The organism is Wolbachia endosymbiont of Frankliniella intonsa (genome assembly GCF_029856955.1).
GTDB lineage: Bacteria > Pseudomonadota > Alphaproteobacteria > Rickettsiales > Anaplasmataceae > Wolbachia.
On record NZ_CP097148.1, the window covers coordinates 1,150,936 to 1,172,541 of the forward strand.

33 protein-coding genes are annotated in these 21,606 nt (G+C 33.7%); 2 read left to right on the forward strand and 31 right to left on the reverse strand.

Features of this window, described 5'->3' with window-relative positions:
* Positions 1 to 93: 93 nt before the first annotated feature.
* Complete coding sequence (gene ppdK / locus M3L71_RS06385) at positions 94 to 2,763, reverse strand: pyruvate, phosphate dikinase (protein WP_280143422.1); 2,670 nt, start codon at positions 2,761 to 2,763, stop codon at positions 94 to 96.
* Between the two features lie 532 nt (positions 2,764 to 3,295).
* Between ppdK and fabG the strand changes: the two genes are divergently transcribed.
* Together fabG and M3L71_RS06395 are read left to right on the forward strand one after the other, a co-directional pair.
* A complete protein-coding gene (gene fabG, locus M3L71_RS06390) occupies positions 3,296 to 4,030 on the forward strand; it encodes a 3-oxoacyl-[acyl-carrier-protein] reductase (RefSeq protein ID WP_264374640.1) in 735 nt (244 codons plus the stop codon).
* Positions 4,031 to 4,123: 93 nt separating this feature from the next.
* Entirely contained in the window at positions 4,124 to 4,459 is a 336-nt protein-coding gene (locus M3L71_RS06395; protein WP_280143423.1) for a TrbC/VirB2 family protein, read from the forward strand.
* A 2-nt stretch (positions 4,460 to 4,461) separates the two neighbouring features.
* Here the strand turns inward: M3L71_RS06395 and M3L71_RS06400 are convergent, their stop codons facing one another.
* From M3L71_RS06400 to rplD, 30 genes are all read right to left on the reverse strand, one after another.
* On the reverse strand, positions 4,462 to 5,751 hold the full coding sequence (locus tag M3L71_RS06400; protein WP_280143424.1) for a M48 family metalloprotease: 1,290 nt from the start codon (positions 5,749 to 5,751) through the stop codon (positions 4,462 to 4,464).
* Positions 5,752 to 5,822: 71 nt separating this feature from the next.
* The gene (gene ribB / locus M3L71_RS06405) at positions 5,823 to 6,467 is read right to left on the reverse strand and encodes a 3,4-dihydroxy-2-butanone-4-phosphate synthase (protein WP_280143425.1); all 645 of its coding nucleotides are present in this window, start codon (positions 6,465 to 6,467) and stop codon (positions 5,823 to 5,825) included.
* A 3-nt stretch (positions 6,468 to 6,470) separates the two neighbouring features.
* Complete coding sequence (greA, locus tag M3L71_RS06410) at positions 6,471 to 6,965, reverse strand: transcription elongation factor GreA (RefSeq protein WP_007302559.1); 495 nt, start codon at positions 6,963 to 6,965, stop codon at positions 6,471 to 6,473.
* A gap of 9 nt (positions 6,966 to 6,974) precedes the next feature.
* On the reverse strand, positions 6,975 to 8,516 hold the full coding sequence (atpA, locus tag M3L71_RS06415; protein ID WP_280143426.1) for a F0F1 ATP synthase subunit alpha: 1,542 nt from the start codon (positions 8,514 to 8,516) through the stop codon (positions 6,975 to 6,977).
* Positions 8,513 to 9,061 (reverse strand): ATP synthase F1 subunit delta, encoded by a 549-nt coding sequence (atpH, locus tag M3L71_RS06420; RefSeq protein WP_280143427.1) that lies wholly within the window; start codon positions 9,059 to 9,061, stop codon positions 8,513 to 8,515. The genes atpA and atpH overlap by 4 nt, the downstream gene beginning before the upstream one ends.
* A 38-nt stretch (positions 9,062 to 9,099) precedes the next feature.
* Positions 9,100 to 9,453, reverse strand: coding sequence for a YraN family protein (locus M3L71_RS06425; protein WP_280143428.1), 354 nt, complete (start codon positions 9,451 to 9,453; stop codon positions 9,100 to 9,102).
* 11 nt (positions 9,454 to 9,464) lie between these two features.
* Positions 9,465 to 9,893, reverse strand: a complete 429-nt coding sequence (rplQ, locus tag M3L71_RS06430; protein WP_010404731.1) for a 50S ribosomal protein L17 — start codon at positions 9,891 to 9,893, stop codon at positions 9,465 to 9,467.
* A gap of 7 nt (positions 9,894 to 9,900) precedes the next feature.
* Positions 9,901 to 10,968: a DNA-directed RNA polymerase subunit alpha gene (locus M3L71_RS06435; protein ID WP_280143429.1), complete on the reverse strand. Its 1,068-nt coding sequence runs from the start codon at positions 10,966 to 10,968 to the stop codon at positions 9,901 to 9,903.
* A gap of 20 nt (positions 10,969 to 10,988) precedes the next feature.
* Complete coding sequence (gene rpsK, locus M3L71_RS06440; RefSeq protein ID WP_006012273.1) at positions 10,989 to 11,375, reverse strand: 30S ribosomal protein S11; 387 nt, start codon at positions 11,373 to 11,375, stop codon at positions 10,989 to 10,991.
* Positions 11,376 to 11,399: 24 nt separating this feature from the next.
* Positions 11,400 to 11,768: a 30S ribosomal protein S13 gene (gene rpsM, locus M3L71_RS06445; protein ID WP_280143430.1), complete on the reverse strand. Its 369-nt coding sequence runs from the start codon at positions 11,766 to 11,768 to the stop codon at positions 11,400 to 11,402.
* A 59-nt stretch (positions 11,769 to 11,827) separates the two neighbouring features.
* Positions 11,828 to 12,469 (reverse strand): adenylate kinase family protein, encoded by a 642-nt coding sequence (locus M3L71_RS06450; protein WP_280143431.1) that lies wholly within the window; start codon positions 12,467 to 12,469, stop codon positions 11,828 to 11,830.
* Positions 12,466 to 13,794: a preprotein translocase subunit SecY gene (gene secY, locus M3L71_RS06455; protein ID WP_280143432.1), complete on the reverse strand. Its 1,329-nt coding sequence runs from the start codon at positions 13,792 to 13,794 to the stop codon at positions 12,466 to 12,468. Before secY ends, M3L71_RS06450 begins: the two co-directional genes overlap by 4 nt.
* A 3-nt stretch (positions 13,795 to 13,797) precedes the next feature.
* Positions 13,798 to 14,268: a 50S ribosomal protein L15 gene (gene rplO, locus M3L71_RS06460; protein ID WP_006012263.1), complete on the reverse strand. Its 471-nt coding sequence runs from the start codon at positions 14,266 to 14,268 to the stop codon at positions 13,798 to 13,800.
* A 3-nt stretch (positions 14,269 to 14,271) separates the two neighbouring features.
* Complete coding sequence (gene rpsE / locus M3L71_RS06465; protein WP_010404712.1) at positions 14,272 to 14,784, reverse strand: 30S ribosomal protein S5; 513 nt, start codon at positions 14,782 to 14,784, stop codon at positions 14,272 to 14,274.
* A gap of 12 nt (positions 14,785 to 14,796) precedes the next feature.
* Positions 14,797 to 15,168 carry a 50S ribosomal protein L18 gene (rplR, locus tag M3L71_RS06470; RefSeq protein ID WP_280143433.1) on the reverse strand — a complete coding sequence of 124 codons (372 nt, stop codon included), beginning with the start codon at positions 15,166 to 15,168 and terminating at the stop codon, positions 14,797 to 14,799.
* Positions 15,169 to 15,173: 5 nt separating this feature from the next.
* Positions 15,174 to 15,719 (reverse strand): 50S ribosomal protein L6, encoded by a 546-nt coding sequence (rplF, locus tag M3L71_RS06475; protein ID WP_280143434.1) that lies wholly within the window; start codon positions 15,717 to 15,719, stop codon positions 15,174 to 15,176.
* 16 nt (positions 15,720 to 15,735) lie between these two features.
* Complete coding sequence (rpsH, locus tag M3L71_RS06480) at positions 15,736 to 16,131, reverse strand: 30S ribosomal protein S8 (RefSeq protein ID WP_007302546.1); 396 nt, start codon at positions 16,129 to 16,131, stop codon at positions 15,736 to 15,738.
* 22 nt (positions 16,132 to 16,153) lie between these two features.
* Entirely contained in the window at positions 16,154 to 16,462 is a 309-nt protein-coding gene (gene rpsN, locus M3L71_RS06485; protein ID WP_280143435.1) for a 30S ribosomal protein S14, read from the reverse strand.
* A gap of 12 nt (positions 16,463 to 16,474) precedes the next feature.
* Positions 16,475 to 17,011, reverse strand: coding sequence for a 50S ribosomal protein L5 (gene rplE, locus M3L71_RS06490; RefSeq protein WP_264374629.1), 537 nt, complete (start codon positions 17,009 to 17,011; stop codon positions 16,475 to 16,477).
* A 6-nt stretch (positions 17,012 to 17,017) separates the two neighbouring features.
* Positions 17,018 to 17,332: a 50S ribosomal protein L24 gene (gene rplX, locus M3L71_RS06495; protein WP_405197776.1), complete on the reverse strand. Its 315-nt coding sequence runs from the start codon at positions 17,330 to 17,332 to the stop codon at positions 17,018 to 17,020.
* The gene (gene rplN / locus M3L71_RS06500; RefSeq protein WP_007302542.1) at positions 17,332 to 17,691 is read right to left on the reverse strand and encodes a 50S ribosomal protein L14; all 360 of its coding nucleotides are present in this window, start codon (positions 17,689 to 17,691) and stop codon (positions 17,332 to 17,334) included. The genes rplX and rplN overlap by 1 nt, the downstream gene beginning before the upstream one ends.
* 18 nt (positions 17,692 to 17,709) lie before the next feature.
* Positions 17,710 to 17,940: a 30S ribosomal protein S17 gene (gene rpsQ, locus M3L71_RS06505; protein ID WP_010404696.1), complete on the reverse strand. Its 231-nt coding sequence runs from the start codon at positions 17,938 to 17,940 to the stop codon at positions 17,710 to 17,712.
* A complete protein-coding gene (gene rpmC, locus M3L71_RS06510) occupies positions 17,933 to 18,136 on the reverse strand; it encodes a 50S ribosomal protein L29 (protein ID WP_280144166.1) in 204 nt (67 codons plus the stop codon). The genes rpsQ and rpmC overlap by 8 nt, the downstream gene beginning before the upstream one ends.
* A gap of 11 nt (positions 18,137 to 18,147) precedes the next feature.
* Positions 18,148 to 18,561 (reverse strand): 50S ribosomal protein L16, encoded by a 414-nt coding sequence (gene rplP, locus M3L71_RS06515; RefSeq protein ID WP_019236922.1) that lies wholly within the window; start codon positions 18,559 to 18,561, stop codon positions 18,148 to 18,150.
* A gap of 11 nt (positions 18,562 to 18,572) precedes the next feature.
* On the reverse strand, positions 18,573 to 19,193 hold the full coding sequence (gene rpsC, locus M3L71_RS06520; protein ID WP_280143436.1) for a 30S ribosomal protein S3: 621 nt from the start codon (positions 19,191 to 19,193) through the stop codon (positions 18,573 to 18,575).
* Positions 19,194 to 19,232: 39 nt separating this feature from the next.
* Positions 19,233 to 19,583: a 50S ribosomal protein L22 gene (gene rplV / locus M3L71_RS06525; protein ID WP_280143437.1), complete on the reverse strand. Its 351-nt coding sequence runs from the start codon at positions 19,581 to 19,583 to the stop codon at positions 19,233 to 19,235.
* A 9-nt stretch (positions 19,584 to 19,592) separates the two neighbouring features.
* Positions 19,593 to 19,877, reverse strand: a complete 285-nt coding sequence (gene rpsS / locus M3L71_RS06530; RefSeq protein ID WP_010404687.1) for a 30S ribosomal protein S19 — start codon at positions 19,875 to 19,877, stop codon at positions 19,593 to 19,595.
* A gap of 3 nt (positions 19,878 to 19,880) precedes the next feature.
* Positions 19,881 to 20,705, reverse strand: a complete 825-nt coding sequence (rplB, locus tag M3L71_RS06535) for a 50S ribosomal protein L2 (RefSeq protein ID WP_265030536.1) — start codon at positions 20,703 to 20,705, stop codon at positions 19,881 to 19,883.
* Position 20,706: 1 nt separating this feature from the next.
* The gene (locus M3L71_RS06540; RefSeq protein ID WP_010404680.1) at positions 20,707 to 20,994 is read right to left on the reverse strand and encodes a 50S ribosomal protein L23; all 288 of its coding nucleotides are present in this window, start codon (positions 20,992 to 20,994) and stop codon (positions 20,707 to 20,709) included.
* The gene (rplD, locus tag M3L71_RS06545) at positions 20,991 to 21,605 is read right to left on the reverse strand and encodes a 50S ribosomal protein L4 (RefSeq protein ID WP_280143438.1); all 615 of its coding nucleotides are present in this window, start codon (positions 21,603 to 21,605) and stop codon (positions 20,991 to 20,993) included. Before rplD ends, M3L71_RS06540 begins: the two co-directional genes overlap by 4 nt.
* Between the last annotated feature and the right edge of the window lies 1 nt (position 21,606).

Here is a 21,606-nt window from a genome sequence, read left to right on the forward strand (position 1 = left end):
ATATTAAGAAAAAAAGTAGCAGCAAAATAGCTAAACTGACTTAGATTTATCGACAATTTGAAAAATCATCATTCCGCTACTTGTTAGCGAAATCTATGTTCGTACAGTTGTGCTGCCCAACAAACTTATGCTAAGCTGTGCTGCCACTAATTTTGCAATCGGTACTCTGTAAGGCGAGCATGACACATAATCAACCCCTGATTTGATGAAAAACTCTATGGACTGTGGATTCGCTCCATGCTCTCCACATATACCAAGTTTAATTTCTTTTCTGGTTTTTTTGCCCCTTTCGATAGCTATTCTGATTAATTCCCCTACCCCTTCGACATCTAGCACCTCAAAGGGATCGTTTTTGAATATGTTGCTTTCCTTATAAGAATCGAGGAAATTAACTGAATCATCTCGTGAAAGTCCCATAGTTGTTTGTGTTAAATCATTAGTGCCAAAACTAAAAAATTCTGCGTGTTTTGCGAGTTTGTCAGCAATAAGTGCTGCTCTTGGCAGTTCTATCATCGTTCCAATTGAATAGTTCACATCGAAATTTTCGGCTTCTTTCTTTATTAACTCGCATATCAGAATAAACTCTTTCTCACTCATGATAAAAGGAATCATGATTTCAGGTTTCACTTCTATCTTCTTTTCTTTCCTTAATTCACTTGCAGCACTGAGTATTGCCCTAATCTGCATTTTATATATTTCAGGATGAGAAATAGCAAGTCTACAACCTCGATGGCCAAGCATTGGATTTTTTTCTGATAACTGCGCTATTTTATTTTTTACTGATTCAACTGACTTATTCAGTGATTTGGCAATTTTCTCTATAATAGATTGATTGTGGGGCAAAAACTCATGTAGAGGTGGATCAAGTAAACGTATAGTAACCTCCCTGCCCTCCATAATAGAAAATATTTCTTTGAAATCAGACTTTTGCATTTCTTCGAGTTTATTTAATGCATTTGTCCTTTCATTTTCATCATCAGCTATTATCAACTTTTGAATGAATTCGATTCTATCACTAGCAAAAAACATATGTTCTGTGCGACATAATCCTATACCTTCTGAACCGAATTCTTTTGCAATTTTTGCATCTTTTGGAGTATCAGCATTCGCTCTCACCTTCACTGTTTTGATTTCATCTACCCAGTTAATTATCGTTTTGAATTCTTGAGATAATTCAGGCAAAATTGTAGGGAGAATACCAAGCATAACCTCTCCTGTTCCTCCATTGATGGTGATTGATTCACCTTTATTTACTTTTATATCCCCTATAGAAAGAAATTTTTCATCTTTATCAATATAAAGTCCATTTAGACTACAAATGCATGGTTTACCCATTCCACGAGTTACAACAGCGGCATGCGAGGTCATACCTCCTCGCGCTGTTACTATTCCACTTGCAGCATTCATTCCATTAATATCTTCAGGGCTCGTCTCTGATCTTACCAAAATTACTTTTTTACCCTGCTCTGCAGCTTTTTCAGCATCACTTGCACTGAATACTACATATCCAGAAGCAACGCCTGGAGAAGCTGGCAGTCCTTTGCCTATTACTTCTTGATCGATTTTAACATCAAGAACTGGATGTAATAAATTGTCAAAAGTTTTTTGATCAATTCTCAATATTCCTTCCTCTTTTGTAATCACTCCTTCGTTTACCATATCAACTATTATGCGAATAGCAGCTTCGGCTGTGCGCTTGCCAGACCTAGTCTGCAAAATCCATAACTTACCGTCCTGTACAGTAAATTCGATATCCTGCATGTCCTTATTATGACTTTCAAGTTTTTCACATACCGCGCATAATTCTCGGTAGATGTTTGGTAGCAACTTCTCTATGGTGTTTTCTTGCTCGCCGTTAACTGGCATAGGAGTATAAACACCAGAAACCACATCCTCACCCTGAGCATTAACTAAAAACTCACCAAAAAGCTTTTTTTCTCCAGTTGAAGGATTACGTGTAAATATCACGCCGGTTGCAGAATTATCGTTCAGATTGCCAAAAACCATTGCTTGTACATTAACTGCAGTTCCAAGGTTTTCAGAAATACTATGTATTCTTCTATAGGAAACAGCCCTATCGTTTTTCCAAGAGGCAAATACTGCATTAACCGAGTTTAACAATTGCTCTTCAACGTTCTGCGGGAAATGCTTTCCAGTTTTTTCATATACTATCTCTTTGAAATCATTAACAATTTTCTTTAAAACATCAACATTAAGATCAGCTAAGCTTTTTGCTCCACTTTTTTGCTGTTCACTATCAACAATGTCTTGAAATAAGTGATGGTCAAGCTGTAGTACAACACTCGAGTACATCATGATGAAACGACAGTAGCTATCATAGGCAAAACGTTCGCCACTTTTTTTTGCAAGCCCAACAACGGTTTCATCATTTAGACCAACATTTAAAATAGTATCAAGCATGCCCGGCATTGAATTCACACTACCAGAGCGTATGGAAACTAATAAAGGATTATTTGAATCCCCGAATTTACAACCGATGTCACTTTCGAGCATCGCCATGTAGTTTTTTATCTCGTTACGTAGATCACAAGACAATTCATTATCTTGACAATAGGCCTGACAAACAGCAGTGGAAATTGTAAAACCATGTGGAACAGGAATGCCAATGTTACACATCTCTGCCAGATTTGCTCCCTTCCCTCCCAGTAGATTTCTCATTGCTGCATTACCTTCACAGTTGCTTTGGCTAAAGTAATATATTAACTTTTCTTGCATTTTTTTCGGATTTTCACTAATAAACATACTATACATACTATTCTAATAAATTTGTCAGGCAGGAGTAATAAATTTTGTAAAATTCAGCACAATTAAATAGCCTCTTTTCCTTTCATTCTAATGTCCCTATTGTCATTCAAGTCTGTCATCTCAATGACCTCTATGATGTCATACCTGTTGGAGTATGAATGTAGCCTTATCTCACACTCCTGTCATCCCAGTACTGGGATCCAGAAGACTGATCAAGTAATAAGAACTAGTCACGCGCTGGCTCTCTAAAATTACTTTAGCTATAAGTGTTAAGAAATTTACCAGTCAAAAAAAGGCAAAAGAATCCACATGGTGCTGATTTTATTACTGTAATTGATAATGTGCTAACGCTTAAACGAAGCGAGTTTAGGCTGAATAGAAAAAAATAAAAAAAGGCATGCAGCCGCCATAATTTTCGCCAATAAACACAAGAGTTGTCAAGAAGCTTCTATTAAATGAAAGTTATGAAAAAAATCTATTGCAATTCTTTTAATATTCTGTTAAGGGCTGGAATAATATAAAAATTATCATGTTCGGATTAGAAGACAGGAAATTTCTGATTACTGGTGCATCAGGCGGGATAGGGCAAGCAATTGTAGAAATTATGCATAAGGCCAGAGCAACTTTATGTATTTCTAGTACAAAAAAAGAAGTACTCGAAGAAGTTGCTAAAAAATATGAAAAAAACATTCACGTACTTCCTTGCGACTTATCAAATCCTGAAGAGGTAAATCAACTAATAAATAAAGCAAGTGAGTTGATGAAAGGCTTTGATGGACTCATATGCAATGCAGGAATTACACAAGACAGCTTATTGTTGAGAATGACAGATGAAGCATGGCAAAAGGTAATTGATATTAATTTGAACTCTACATTTAAACTAAATAGAGAAGCATGCAGAAAATTAATTAAAAACAACTGGGGAAGAATCATAAATATTTCCTCAATAGTAGGATTGACAGGAAATGCCGGGCAAGTAAATTATGCAGCATCAAAAGCTGGAATAATAGCTATGAGCAAATCTATAGCAAAAGAAGTTGCAAGTCGCGGTGTAACAGTAAATTGCATTGCTCCTGGGTTTATAGATACTAAGATGACTGAAGTTTTAAATGAAAAACAAAAAGAAAAAATATTAGATAATATTCCAATGAAAAGAATGGGAACAGGAGAAGAAATAGCAGCAGGGGTATTGTTTTTAGCAAGCGACGAAGCAAGATATATAACGGGGCATGTGCTTAACATCAATGGTGGGCTATTTATGTAGCAACACTTATTTATGGACAAACTATGAGTTTTACCTTAAAATAAATATATATAAATTTAGATTCACACTAGTTTATTACTTGGAGGCAAAAGAATGAGCTATATAACAAAAAAAATTTTTAATGCTTTATGTATAGTGCTGTTTCTCTCTTTTTCAGATTACGCAAGTGCTGCTAGCGACATAGAAGATACAACTGCCCAAGTAATATGCAACATTATTGGTTACGTTTGGGGAATAGGCGGACCACTTATGACTGTAGTCATAATAGGTGCAGCTTTGCTTGCAATATTTGGTAGAATGCCATGGCCAGCTCTCTTTGCCTTAGGTATGTTTTGTGGTGTATTTTTTGGCGCCAAAACGATTATAATGAAAATTATACCCAATATAAGTACTGAAGTAAAAGATATGCTGGATAAGTGTGGAAAATAATCCTAAAAGTAAGCGTGTTTTTGTGTGTATTGTTGTTTCATATCTTCAATTTGTAGCAAGTAAGATCTGTCTTTTGGTAAGCTTTTAACAGCTAAATCGGCGTATTTCATAAATTTCTCTAAATTACCTTCAATACAAGCCTTTTTCGTCAAAGCAAAATAATACATTGCCATATCAGCGCTACGTTTATATGCAATACTTAAATACTTCCAGACAAAGGCGTTATTTGTTTCTACGTTTGCAACCTGCTCTAGGTAAAAAATTGCCTTCTCTATTTCACCGTGTAATAATAAAGTATGAGATAACGCAAGTTTCACTAAATAGTTATTCTTCTCAGATAAATATCTAAGTGATTCTTCATACATTTTTATTGCTTCACTTAAATTTCCAGCTTTGTATAACATCTCCGCTTTTAATTCATATAAATAAGGATCATTGCGTGACTCTTGAATCAATGAATTAACTTTAGTAATAGCCTCTTCTATCTTTCCTTTCCTATAGTAAATTACAGCATTTACATACTTAGAACTACCTTCATATTTATTAGATAACACATGAATAGGAGCAAAAAAAGAGTCTAGCTTTGCAACCATACGCTCAAACTTCAGCAATTTATCTGCAAGGATTGGTTTTATATTGTTTTTAACCTTATAATTCTGTACAGCAAATATACGCTTATCACTAAGTGGGTGAGTGCGGAAATACTCTTCAGTGTTTTCATGCTCAATACTCTTAAAATAGTCAAAAATCTCTTTCATACCCAAATTATCATAGCCAGATTCATCTAGGTATCTTAAAGCATAGCTATCTGCTACACTCTCTTGCTCTTGAGAATAGTTAAAAAACAACCTTGAACTAAGCGTTACACCACTAATCAAGATTGCACTCGCAACCTGAGGGTTAATGACAATACTAGAAACTAATCCTACCATATAACTAATCATTGCTATTGATTGAAAATAACCTACAGCACTACTCATTTGTAATACATGACCAGCAGATATATGAGCAATTTCATGTGCTAATATACCAAGTAAGACATAAGGTTCAGTCGAATATTGTAAAAGCCCTAAATGAATGAAAATGCTATTATTGTTAATTACAAAAGCATTAATCGATCTATCATCAACTATAAAAACTTTTGTTTTATCATTATCAATACCCGCAGCAGAAAATAAAGGTTGCGCTAGATCCTTAACTACCGCTTCCACTTCATTATCTCTAATAATACTAACAGAGTAAGCGCTATTACAGTATACGAAAAAAAATAGTAAAACAAAAAGCTTAGACATGGAAATTCCTTGTTTGTATAACTTTGAGGAATTTTGTATTTTAACACTTAAACTATACGAATCTATAAACGCTAGTTTAAATTTTGAACGTAACTGATAAGTTTATCAATGGTAGTTAACTTAATATTATGTTGTTCAGCAAATTCAAGCAACTGGGGTAAGCGCATCATAGAGCCATCATCATTCACTAATTCACAAATAACTGCAGAATGATTACATCCCACTAACTTAGCTATCTCAACACTTGCTTCAGTATGACCAGCACGTTGCTCTACTCCACCCTCATGTGCAATCACAGGAAAAATATGACCGGGAGTTATAATGTCATCCTTAGTTCTATTTTTATCAATAGCAACATGTATAGTTTTTGTTCTATCCTCAGCTGAAACACCCGTAGTAATACCATAACGTGCATCAATTGATGTAGTAAAAGCAGTATGATTTTCACCAACATTTTTTTTTTCCATGAAACTAAGGCCTAACCTTTTCATGTGAACTTTAGTCATTGCTAAACAAACAATCCCTGTACCGTATCTAACCATAAAAGCCACATGTTCTGGCTCTAATTTCTCAGCTAATACAATAAGATCACCTTCATTCTCTCTGTTTTCATCGTCAACTAAAATGAATAATTTACCAGAAATAGCATCCCTCAATACATCTTCCACAGAAGAAATACCGGGTAGACTAATTGAAGGATAAGTTACTTGTACCATGATTTACTTAAACTCAATCTTAACTATTTTATACAATTTCTCTCCATTTGGCACTATCACTTCCACATACTCACCAACTTTTTTGCCAATTAAAGCACTACCGAGTGGTGAATCCGTAGAGATCAACTGCTTTGAAGCATCAGCTTCATACCCACCTACAATCTTATAAACATATTCTATTTCACTGTTATCATCACCGAGCATACTTACCGTAACAGTTGCACCAAACATTACTGTGTCACCAGACAAATTTTTTACTTCTATCACTTCTGCATGTGAAAGTTTACTCTCTACCTCAATTATGCGGCCTTCAATAAAACTTAATCTTTCCCGTGCTGCATGATATTCTGCATTTTCAGATAAATCGCCTTGATCACGAGCATCAGAAATAGCCTGTATGATAGAAGGTTTTTCTTCCTTTAATTTCTCAAGTTCGACTTGCATACTCTCAAAACCTTCCCTTGTAATAGGAAACTTGTTAACAATGGATGAAGTCATAATCACCGCCTAAACGCAATTAAATTGAGTGACAAAATCACTCACAATACCAAGAATATCATCTTTTATATCATCATTAATGTCACCTGACAACTTTTTTAAAACTCCAGGGTGAACAGTTTGAAAATAATTGATAAGATCACACTCGAACCTATTGATGTTGCTCACCTGTACCTTATTTAATTGACCATACAGATTAGAAAAGATATACATAAGCAATACTTGCTCTTCTATTTGCATAGGTGAATACTGTTTTTGCTTTAATAATTCAATAAGGTATTTACCTTTGTTTAAGGACAATTGAACAGTAGCATCAAGATCAGAACCAAATTTAGCAAAGTCTTCCAGTTCTCTATATTGGGCCAAACTCAGCTTTATAGAACCAGCAACTTTTTTCACAGATTTCAATTGTGCAGCAGAGCCAACCCGAGAAACCGATAAACCTATATTCACTGCAGGGCGAAATCCTTTGTGAAACAATTCAGACTCAAGAAAAATTTGTCCATCGGTAATTGAAATCACATTAGTTGGAACATATGCAGATACATCGCCAGCCTGAGTCTCAATAATCGGCAAAGCAGTCAAAGATCCCCGTCCTTTTTCATCAGACATTTTGGCAGCTCTTTCAAGCAAGCGAGAGTGTACATAGAATATATCTCCAGGATAAGCTTCACGACCAGGAGGACGTCTGAGCAATAAGGACATCTGCCTATATGCCACAGCATGCTTAGATAAATCATCATATACCACCAAGCAATGCATTCCATTATCACGGAAAAATTCTCCAATAGTGCAACCGGTATAAGGTGCTAAAAATTGCATAGGCGCGCAGTCAGATGCGCTAGCCACAACTACGGTTGTATACTCTAATGCTCCACTTTCTTTTAGCTTATTCACCACTTTTGCTACTGTCGAAATTTTTTGTCCAATAGCAACATAAACACAGTAAATTTTTTGATTTTCGTTTACCTCATCATTAATCTTCTTCTGATTGATAATAGTATCAATCGCAATAGTGGTTTTACCAATTTGTCTATCGCCAATAATTAATTCACGTTGGCCTCTACCTATAGGAATCAACAAATCTATAATTTTAATTCCTGTCTGCAGAGGTTCATGCACAGATTTACGGTCAATAATACCTGGCGCTTTAGATTCTATATACATTTTGTTCTTGGCTCTAATTTCTCCGCCATCGTCTATAGGATCGCCTAATGCATTTACAACTCTCCCTAATAATTCATGACCTACAGGCACCTGTACAACATCACCACTACATTTTACAACGTCCCCTTCTTTTACATCACGGTCATTGCCAAGCACAACTATTCCAGCTGTATCATGATCTAAATCAAGAACTATTCCTTCTACACCTCTTGCAAAAGATACCTTTTCACCAAACTTTGCTTTTTCCAGCCCATAGACCAATGTGATACCATCCGTTACTGAAATTACTTCACCTATATTTTCTCGTTTTATAGGATTATCAAATGTCTCAACCTTCTCTTTTATTATGTTTACTACTTCAGAGGCATTTATGCTATTCTTCATATACAATTCCTTATTTTCAACATTTCCATTTTACTCAAATCAACCAATCTATCCAAATAACTCTTAAGCGAAGCATCAATCAAGTTAAAACCATACCTAACTACAAAGCCACCTAGTATAGAAGGATCAACCACATGAATGACTTTTATTATTTTACCAAGAAAGTTCAAAGATTCAGTAATTATTTTTATATCAGGTTTCTTTAAAATCTCTGCTGATTTTATAGTAATTTCCAATTCATTTTCACTTTCCCTTACAAGATTTAAGAATTTTTCTAATATAAGGATTAATAAACGGGAGCGCTTGTTTGCAAGTGTAACCATAATAAATTTGACTAAGTTTTCACTCAAGTTCTCCTTTATAGAAAGTATCGCTTCTTTTTTGTGCAAAAGAGAAACCATAGGATGAGATAGATACACAAAAACATCTTGATCTTTAAAAAAAGCTAACAAAAATTCTACTTCTTTTCTTATAATACCTAATCTGCTTCCTGAGACATGAAACAGTGCTCTAGCATAAGATGAAACTAAATTATTGTTTTTCATATTCAATTACCTGTTCTAGTAAATCTAAATTATTTTAGCTACCATTGTTCAATCCAAGCATTTTTTATATAAATAGGTCTTCTCCTTAAGGAAAGAAAACACAAATCATATCTGACTGAATAATCTAAAAAATCAAGATTTTTACTTAAGAAATATTTAGAAGAATTTATAATAGACTGACACTGAAAATGAGATATCGGTACTTCTTTTCCAAATAAACTTGTTTTAACTTCTATAAAAATCAGCTCCCTTTTTTTAGATAGAATTAAGTCAATTTCACCCAACTTGCAACGAAAGCGACGTTTTATAACATTATAGAATTTCAGCTTTAAATATATCGAAACTAACAATTCTCCAAAGTAACCTACAAAATAGCGTAACCTACTTACCATAAAAAGAATAATTAGCTTTGTGTAACTACTTTGCTTCCTTTTTTATTTTTACTATAAATCTCACCTTTTGCTGAAATATCTCTATCAACTAGCTCTATCACTGCCATTGGAGCGCAATCACCCTTTCGAGTACCAAATTTTATTATTCTAGAATATCCACCTTTACGGTCTTGATAACGATTAGCTAGAACGCTTAATAATTTATCAACTACTAACTTACTATTATGAAGACGTGAAAGCAAAAGCCTTCTACCATGTAAAGAATCGTTATTCTTAGCAATTGTAATAAACTTTTCCACATATGGACGAAGTGCTTTAGCCTTTGGTAAAGTAGTTACAATCTGCTCATGATTAATTAACGAGATAGATAGATTCTTTAACATTGATAACCTATGCTCGGTACAACGAGAAAGTTTATTTTTCTTTATTCCATGTTTCATATACTACCTAATCCTCATCAGTATGTTGTTTAGCCAGTTCATCTATATCCTTAGGAGGCCAATTTGGTATATTCATACCCAAAGACAAACCTGAATTATTTAAAATTGCCTTGATTTCATTCAAAGACTTTCGGCCAAAATTAGCAGTTCTTAACATTTCAACTTCCGTCTTTTGCACAAGATCACCTATATAAGTGATATTTTCATTTTTCAGACAGTTATGAGATCTAACAGATAATTCCATTTCATCTACTTTACGCAATAGAACAGGATCATAGCCCAAATCTTTAGCACCACTAGACAAAGAGACCTGCGATTTTTTATAACTCATATCAGAACTAATAAAAGGCTGAAATTGCTCCTGTAATATTCTTGCAGCATAGTCAACAGCTTGACTTGGAGAGATTGTACCATCAGTTTCAATTGACAATATTAGCTTATCTTTATCAGTAACTTGACCAACACGACTATTCTCTACTCTATACGAAACCCTCTCGACAGGACTATATAAAGCATTAACTGGAATGAAACCAATTAAATCTTGTTCATTCATAAGCTTTAAAAATTCATTTTCTTTATATTTATTTACAGGAAGATAACCTTTTCCGCTAGCAACATATATAGCAATGTTAAGCTCCACATCTTGACCTAGTGTACATATCACCAAATCTTTATTAACAATAGAGCATTGGTCATCAGTTTCTATCATTCCAGCTAATACTTGACAAGGCCCTTTAGCGCTCAAATTTAAGCACTTATTAGACGTGTTATTTAGCTTACATCTCAACATGCCCATATTTAATGCTATATCAGTTACGTCTTCCCTAACTCCTTGGATCGAAGTAAATTCATGATTCACGCCTTCAATTTTTATTCCATAAACAGCACTACCGCGAAGAGAAGACAACATTACACGCCTTAATGCATGACCCAACGTTAAAGCAAAACCACTTTCCAAAGGTTCTAGAACTATATCACCTTTTTTACTTGAATCACCTGATATTACCTTAATCGCATTAGGCTTAGTTAATCTATCTAAATTTCCATAGAAAGAGACATTATCACTATAATACATACAAAAACCTTCCAAATATCCTATACTCTTCTTTTTTTCCTTAGTCTACACCCATTATGAGGTATCGCCGTTTTATCTGCAATTGAAGTGACAGTCAATCCACAATTCCTAAGTGCTTTAACTGCAGCTTCTGCACCAAAACCAGGACCACGAATTATTACAGAAACAACCTTCATACCAAATCTCTCTATTACTTTCTTCGCAGCAGAATCGGCAACCTTACCTGCAGCATAAGGTGTGGATTTTCTCGAACCAGAAAAACCACATGCACCAACAGAAGTCTGGTAAAGCGTATTACCACAAACATCAGTCACATTTACAAAAGTATTATTAAAAGTTGCACGAATATGGACAATACCAGTAATAAACCTTTTTGTATTCTTACCAACCGTTTTAACTTTTTTCATAAAAACTCACGATAATAACAAATTTTATTTTTTTCGAGCAATAGGCAATTTAGATCTGCCTTTACGAGTTTTAGCATTAGTATGGGTTCTTTGTCCCCTCACAGGCAAACCTTTTCTATGCCTTAATCCTCTATAGCAACCGATTTCTATTAAAGATTTTATATCCATAGCCACTTTTTTTCTGAGCTCACCCTCTATGACATATTTTTGCCTAATAAAACTACTAATTTTCTCTATATCTTCATCTTGTAATTCTGAAACACGCTTACGCTCATCAATTTTACAGCTACGACAAATTATATTCGCAGTAGTAATACCTATACCATGTATATAAGTTAATGCAAAAGGAATACACTTCTTCACCGGAACATTTATGCCTGCAATACGTGCCACTGATACCTCGATACTTTATTAATAATAACTCTTAATTTATACCATAAAACAACTTATAGTCAAATCAAATTACAAGAAATTTTACTTTCAATCTCTTGCATTACTCTATCAACACTCAAATTAGCGTTAATTGTTAACAACTTGCCCTTATAATACTCGCGCAAACCCTTTATCTGAGAATGATATTCTCTTATCCTCTTATTAATTGCAAGCATATTAGCATCATCAATTCTCTTCTCCAATCTCGTACTTTTACATTTAGCACAAGTAGTATTCTTAAAAGAAGATATACTATATATACTTTTACAATCCAAACAAGTAAGACGATCTTTTAATCTATCAATTGCAATATTATCGTCAAGCTGCAACTCAATTACAAGATCAACATCCCTATTGCATCTTTTTTGCAAAACTTGAGTTAAAAAATGAGCTTGATTTAAATTTCTTGGAAAACCATCTAACAAAAAATCACCATCTATTAATCCAAGCTGGTCACACAATAATTTACATATAACTTCATCTTGAATTAAATTACCAGATTCAACAGTATCCTTTATTCCTTTACCTAACTTACTCCCACTAGATATAATATTCCTTAATAAATCTCCTACTGAAACTAATTTAAAATTATACTTTGCTATTAACAAACTGGACTGAGTACCCTTACCAGAGCCAGGAGGACCAAAAATTGTAATAATCACTTTAGTCTCCTTGTTTTAGACTCATATTTCTTTATCCAACTATCGTACCTATTTGAAAAAACGTAAGATTGTACTTGCATAATAGTATCAGTAATAACGTTAACTATAATCAGCAAGCTCGTCCCACCAAAAATAAATGGTATATCATAATGATACCTCATAATTTCAGGTATAGTACATATTACCACCAAATACGCAGACCCAATAAATGTTAATTTAAAAACTATATCTTGAAGATAATCAGAAGTATGTTTTCCAGGGCCTCTACCAGGAATAAAACCACCATTTTTCCTAAGAAAATCAGCATTTTCCTCTGGATTAAATATAAAATTGGTATAGAAAAAATTAAAAAGTACTATGAGTATTAAGTAAGTTATAATGTACATCACTTTATTTGCCATAAAGTAGTTTAAAATAAAATCAGCAATGGCATGACCTTTATAGAAATTTGCAATTGAAATAGGCGTTAATAGAATTGCGTTAGCAAAAATAGTTGGTATTACACCAGATAAATTGATCTTCAATGGAATGTAAGTAAAATCATGATTATGTAATTTTTTAAACTGTTTTTTGGGATATTGAACAATTACCTTTCTATAAGAAGATTCTGTAAAAATGACTAAAAGGAGCAGTAAAAAAAACAATGCTATAACAAAAAGGGTAATGAAAAACGACATACTACCATTTTTATTTAATGTTAGCAGAGATGATAAAGCATTATGCAATTCAGATGTTATGCCAGTAAAAATGATTAATGAGATACCATTGCCTATACCGCTCACACTGATCCGCTCACCAAGCCATATTAAAAATATAGTTCCACCTAGAAGGCTAAAGACACCTATAGTACGAAACATAATACCAGGTTCAACTACAACTAATACCCCTTCCCTATTCATTCTTTCTAACCCTATTAAGATCGTAATTGATTGAAAGATACAAAACACTATAGTCATATAGCGTATATAAGAGTTCATCTTTCGACGTCCTAACTCTCCTTCATTTTTAATTTCATTGATTCCTTTAACGGCAGAAGATAATAATTGCATAACTATGGATGCAACTATGTATGGCATAACGTTTAACGCCAAGATCGTCATTCTAGCTAAAGCGCCACCAGAAAATAAATTAAATACTCCAAAAACACCAGAACTCTCTTTTGGAAATATATCATTGATTATATCAAGATTAACTCCAGGAATAGGAACATAAGTGCCTAAACGATAACAAACTAAAGCCATTAGCGTAAAAAATATACGCTTTAGTAAATCACTTTTATATAACAACGTAGAATCCAAACTATTAAATGCAAATTTACTGCTCATGATTTACGATAGTATTTCTACACTACCACCAACTGAAGCTACAGATCTTTTTGCAGCTTCTGATGCAAAATCAACATGAAACACAAATTTTTCGCTTAATTTACCCTTATTAAGAAGTTTGATTTTACTTTTAACAGATCTGATAAAACCTAATTTATGCAGTAGCTCCTTATCTATGATAGAATCCTTGACTATTTTTTTAGCTTCCATTAAGCACTGTACATCACCAACATTAAATATAGAGTATAAGTTTTTGCGTATAGGCTTAAAACCTCTTTTAGGTAAACGAGTATATATAGACTGCTGTCCACCTTCAAAACCATTTATAGAAACGCCACTTCTCGCTTTTTGCCCTTTATGACCCCTACCGGATGTTTTACCTTTACCACAACCAATACCTCTACCTAATAATTTAGGCTTCTTTTTCTTAGATAATTTGGTAAACACAGAATTTAATTTTACAGCATCATTCATACTTTACCTATTTCCAACTATCTCACTAATCTTTTTACCCCTCTTACCTGCCACTTGGCGAGGAGATAACATAACATCAAAAGCCTTAAATACTGCACATATAATATTATGGGGATCATTTGATCTAGTAGACTTAGCTACCACATCCTTTATACCTAATACCTCAAAAACCGACCTCATTGCTCCACCAGCAATAATACCTGTTCCAGTTCTTGCAGCTCTTAAAACTATCTCACCAGAACAAAATTTAGCTTTAATATCATGATGTAAAGTTCTACCTTCACGTAAGTACACCCTAATCATCGACTTCTTTGCAGCATTTACAGCTTTCACTCTTGCTTCAGCAACCTCTGCGTGTTTACCTATTCCACATCCTACCCTACCCTTACCATCACCAACAACAACCAAAGTTGAAAATGAAAATCTTCTACCACCTTTAGTAACCGTTGTTACCCTTCGCACTGAAACCAAAAGTTCTGATAAATCATTATTATTTTGTAAATTCTTTACAGCCATATTTAAAACCTTCTAAAATTTAAATCCAGAGCTTCTTAAAGCCTCAGCAAATTGAGAAATCAATCCTGTATACTTATATGCTCCCCGATCAAAGACGAACCGCTGCTGCAATTTTGTACTAGGCAGACGCTCAATCACTAAAGAAGAAACCTGTTTTATAGTTTCAGCATTGACCCTACCTTTACATACATTCCTAATTTTATCATCCAAAGTAGAAGCAGAAGCTAGGGTTATTCCTTTTGCATCGTTAATCAACTGAACGTAAAAATGTTTATTAGACTTAAATACGGATATACGTAAACGTCCAGCGCTCTTATCGAACTTCGCTCTATTACGAAGTTTCCTTTTTTCATAGCTACTTAAAAAATTATACAATCTTTTCATTTTAATTACTTCTTTTTATTTACAATCTTACGGAGCATAAATTTGCCTTTTATTACAATACCCTTACCTTTATAAGGATCATATTTTCTAATTTTGCATATATCAGAAGCCACCATATAGACTTTTTGCTTATCCATACCGCGAATCACTAAATGAGTTGGCTTTATACACTTAATCTCAACGTCTTTAGGCACTTTATACTTAATATTATGACTATAACCAAGATATAAAGTCAAATACTTATCATCACATTCTGCTTTATACCCCACACCATTAATCTCAAGATCAACAGAAAAATCATTAAGCATACCGTTAATCATGTTATTAATATTACTTCTATAAGTTCCCCATATAGATTTTATTTTATCATAATCATCCCTGCCTTGATCAACAGAAAGTAACAATTGATTATCAACTATCTGACACAGAATGCCACTACACAAGTTCAGCTCTTTTTCTGCCCTAACACTTTTTATTAATACCCTGCCATCATTATACTCAACTGAAAGATCAGCAGGAATATTGATAGGTGCGGCACCTATACGAGACATACATTTCTCCTATCATTTAAAATACACGACACAAAACTTCTCCACCAACTTTTAATCTACGTGCATTATAATCGGTCATCACTCCTTTCGGTGTAGATATAATAAAAATTCCAAGACCATTATATGCTTTAGAAATGTCCTTACACTTAGAATAATAACGACAACCTGGCTTTGATACCCTAGCTATATCATTAATCACAGGTGATTTATCATAATACTTCAACTGCACAACAAGCGAAGGGATACTATCACTCTCTTGCTTTTCATAATTAAGAATATACCCTTCCTCTTTTAAGATCTTCAATATAGAAGAATTCACTTTAGAGAATAGGACTCTTGTTTCCCTATGCATTGCCAATTGAGCATTACGTATTCTTGTTAAAAAATCACCAATACCATCAGATAACGACACTATTACACTCCTTATATCACATTTACCAACTAGATTTTGTAACCCCTGGAACTTGTCCAAAAGAACACAAATCACGTAAAACAATCCTACATAAACCAAATTTTCTATATACTCCTCTCGGCCTACCAGTTAAAGCGCATCTATTCCTAATTCTGATTTTAGAAGAATCTCTAGGCAATTTTTTAATCAGCTTACTTTGAGCTGAAAACCTTTTTGCAATAGATAAATCCTTATTATTCATTATAGATTTTAATTCTTCCCTTCTCTCCCTATATTGATCGCATAACTTTATTCTACGAAGATTCTTCTGTATCATGGATTTTTTTGCCATATATATTTTCTCTCAATTATCAAAAAAAGGGAATTTAAGAGCCAGTAATAATTCCTTTGCTTCCTTATCACTAACTGCACTTGTTATAATATTAATATCCATACCTCTAATTTTACTTATTTTATCATAGTCTATTTCTAAAAATGATATATGCTCCTTGATACCAAGGGAAAAATTACCATGACCATCAAATTGCTTCACACTAAACCCTCTAAAATCTTTTTCCCTTGGCAAAGCAATATATATTAATCTTTCTAAGAATTCATACATTTTATTTCTACGCAAAGTCACTTTACAACCTACAGTTGCACCTTTTCTAATTTTGAAACCAGAAATAGATTTTTTTGCAAAGGTTAACACAGGCTTTTGCCCAGCAATCAAATGTAGATTATCAAATGGCTCATTTATCGCTTTATTGTCTGTAGCAGCATCTCCAACGCCCATATTGATACACACCTTGACAAGTTTAGGCACTTGCATTACATTGCCGTAATTAAACTTATCCTTTAAGGATTTTACTATATTATCTTTATACAATTGTTTAAACATATCAACCTAATCTATCACTTCTCCAGAAACTTTTGCAAAACGCACTTTTCTACCATCTATAATCTTAAATCCTACTTTAGTTGGAGTTTTACACTTAGGATCCAATATTGCAACATTTGATACATCAATAGCTAACTCTTTATTCAATATACCACCACCACCAGCTCTTGGTTTAGTATGTCTCTTACACACATTTACGCCAGAAACAACTACTTTCTTTTTAGCATCACGTATTATAACTTTGATTACCTTACCAATTTTTCTCTTATCTTTACCAGTTAAAACTATAATATCATCACCACTTTTTATTTTAGCACTCATTATAAAACCTCATCAGCTAATGACATTATTTTCATAAAAGAACCAGATAACAACTTTTTTACTGGACCAAACACCCGAGTGCCAAGTGGTTCACCTTGATCATTAATTAAAACCACAGCATTGCTAGAAAAACGAATTACAGAACCATCAGATTTCTTAACACTATTTTTTACTCTAACAACAACTGCTTTATACACTTTTCCTTTTTCAACTTTACCTTTTGGGTTAATGGACTTAGTAGATATAATAATCGTATCACCTACAGATGCAGATTTCCTACCACCTAACAAGCCAATACAAAGCACTGCACGCGCACCAGAATTATCAGCTACTTCTAACAATGTATTTTTTTGAATCATATAAATACCTATTCCTTTTTAGCTATTGATAACAACCCATTTTTTAGTAACAGAAATAGGCTTATGTTCCTGTATTAAAACCCTATCTCCCTTTTTGCAACTATTATTCTCATCATGTGCTGTATACTTCTTGTATTTTTTAATAACTTTTTTATACAGCCTATCCTTATACACTTGTAACACCGAAACCTTTACAGTCTTATCAGACTCAGCATTAGTTACGACACCACAAAAAACCTTCTTAGGCATTTTTTCCCTCTCTCTTTCTTCTATTTAATACAGTTAGACTACGAGCTATGCTCTTTCTTATTAAGCTAAAACGCGAAAAATTGTTGCACTGTCCCAGCTTTTTTTGAAAAGCCAAATTAACAAATTCTTTCCTCAAACTCACAAGAAGTTCATGTAATCCTTGTGAAGATTCTGATTGAAATTTAACCATATCCATTGCAACTCCATTCAATTATGATTAGATATAAATTTACACTTCATAGGAAGCTTAGCAGTCGCTTTTTCAAGCGCCAATCTTGCTAAATGCATTGGAACATCACTACTAATTTCAAACAAAATCCTACCGGGCTTAGCTTTAAATACCCAAAATTCAACACTACCTTTCCCTTTACCCATACGTACATCTGCTGGCTTTTTACTAACCGGAGTATCAGGAAAAATTCTTATCCACACTTTACCAGAGCGTTTTAACGTTCTAGATATTACGCGCCTTGCAGTTTCAATATGCTTGGACTGAACCTTACCTACTTCCATAGCTTTTAATCCATAATCTCCAAAAGACAGCGTGCTACCACCCTTAGCATTACCCTTTATTCTCCCCTTAAATACCTTTTTATATTTACTCTTTTTGGGAACAAACATCTCAATATACCTTAACTACCAACATAAACCCAAACTTTAACTCCTATAATACCACATATAGTCTTCGCTTCACAAAAAGCATAATCTATATTAGCACGCAAAGTGTGTAAAGGCAAACGACCTTCTTTGTACCATTCAGTACGAGCTATTTCAGCTCCGCCAAGACGCCCAGAGCAACTTACTTTAATACCCTCAGCACCCACCTTCAAACAATTTTGAATAGCTTTTTTCATCGCTCTTCTACATGAAATCCTTTTTTCTAGCTGATGTGTAATACTCCTTGATATTAAAACTGCATCTATTTCAGACTTTTTAACTCCTACTACATTCACTTCAACACTACTTTCTACTTTTTTAGCTATTTTTTGCTTTATCTTCTCAACATCCAAACCTTTCTTACCTATTATAACCCCAGGTTTAGAAGAATGTATTATTACAGACACTAAAGTAACTGTACGCTCTACAGTTACTTTAGAAATACCAGCATGATCAAAGGATTCATTTATATAACTGCGAATAAATAGATCTTGATGCAATTTCTGTTTATAATCGTCCGTAGCACACCAAACAGAATCCCAGGTATTACTATTTATTTGCAATCTAAATACTTTAGGATTAACCTTCTGTCCCATATTTTTACACTTTCCTTATTAATTTTCCATTTCTATAAATCATACAATTTCTTTCAATTTTATAGTTATATTACTATAAAATTTGCTCATTCTATTAGCCCTACCCATAGCTTTTGGATATACTCTACGCAAAGTAAGTGACTTACCTATTAAAATTTCCTTTATATATAAATTATCAAGGTTCAATCCATAATTATTTTGAGCATTAGCAATTGCAGAATTCAACACCTTCATTATAAAACCGGCAGCCTTTTTTTCACAAAATCTTAATTGTACATTAGCAAAAGAAACTTTTTTATTACGCACTAAATCAGCAACCAAATTTAATTTGCGAGGAGTTGATCTTAAAACCTTAGAACCAGCCTCAACTATTATATCCCTATTTTTCATATCAATTTCCTACCTTCTTGTTGCCTTTTTATCACCACCATGCCCAGTAAATTTACGAGTAGGTGAAAATTCACCGAATTTATGACCTATCATATTCTGATTATCAACACTAACAGGAATGTAATCTTTACCGTTATAAACAGCAAACTTTAAACCCAAACAATTAGGAAGAATTACAGAAGCCCTGGAATGAATTTTTATCACCTTATTAATAGAACCCTCTTTTAAAGCCCTCTGAACTAATCTTAGTACAGATGGATGTAAAAAAGGTGGTTTCCACACAGATCTACTCATAAATTAACCTTTCAATTTTTTTATATACTTATCACTAGATTTATTTTTTTTCCTAGTTTTCTTTCCTTTTGTTGCAACACCCCAAGGAGTAACAGGATGACGACCGCCAGAAGTTTTTCCCTCTCCACCTCCATGAGGGTGATCAATCGGATTCATTGCAACTCCACGCACAGCAGGTCTAATTCCAAGCCACCTACTTCTCCCAGCCTTACCCAGCTTTCTATTTTTATGATCAAGATTAGACACTACACCAATAGTAGCTTTACAAGAAGATAAAATCAACCTAACTTGACCAGATCTAAGCCGCAATAAAACATATTGACCATCACGACCAACAATTTGCGCACAACAACCCGCAGCTCTAGCAATTACAGCACCACCACCTGGCTTCAATTCAACATTATGAACAAAAGAACCAACAGGTATATATTTCAACAACAAACAATTACCTGGCAGAATATCAGCATCATCTCCAGCTGTCACAACATCACCAGGCTTCATACCCTGAGGAGCTAATATATAAGATTTAGTATCATCTTCCTTATATGATATTAATGCTAAAAACCCACTTCTATTTGGATCATACTCTATTTTCTCAACCATACCCTGATCACTTCTATTACGTTTAAAATCTATAACTCTATACTTCTTCTTGTGACCACCACCCCTGTGACGAGTTGTAATTCTACCATGATTATTTCTTCCACCACTGGATTTCTTACCAAACACAAGAGACTTCTCTGGCTTATCTTTTGATAAACCAACTTTACTTATTAATATAGTCCCACGAGAAGACGGAGTAACAGGATTAAAAAATTTCATACCCATATTAAACGCTCATTATATCTAATTTTTGACCATCTATCAAAGAAAAATAAACCTTTTTTCTCTGTTTTTTACAACCAACCACACCCCTGAAACGTCTATATTTAGGTTTAACTCTAATAACATTTATAGAAGAAATTCTGACATTAAATAAAGACTCTATTGCCGATTTTATTTGACGCTTATTTACATTTACAAAAACATACAAAGAGTATTTATTAAACTTCTCTCTTAAAAGAGAAGCCTTTTCTGTGATTACAGGAGATTTTATTATATTATTATATTTAATCATAACAATCTACCTTCAAGATGCTTTAAAGTGTCTTTTGTTAACATCACGCATTCATGATTCAATATATCAAAAACATTTAACCCAATAGGTTTGATTAAATCTACATAATGCAAATTTTTAGCAGCACGTAACAAATCATCTCCATAATCACCAACTATTAAAAAAGAAGAAAATTTAAAATTTTTAATATATTCACACATTTTAGATGTTTTCTTCACATCAACATTTAAACTATCAAGAACAATAACTTGATTATTTAAATATTTTAGAGATAAAGCAATTTTCAAACCAAATTTACGTACTTTTTTATTAAGAGAATAAGCATGACTCCTCACAACAGGACCAAAAATAATTCCACCACCTCTAAACTGAGGAGACCGGAAGCTCCCCTGTCTCGCCCTACCGGTACGTTTTTGACCATACGGCTTAGCTGTTGTACCAGAAACATCACTGATACCCTTTGTTTTATGAGCACCAACTCTTCTCTTTGCTAATTGCCATCTCACTATATCATGCAAAATACTCAATTTTTGCTTGGCAGAAAATATCAAGGGATTAAGCTCAACACTACCTACATTATTATTAGATAGATCAACTAATTCACATTCCATA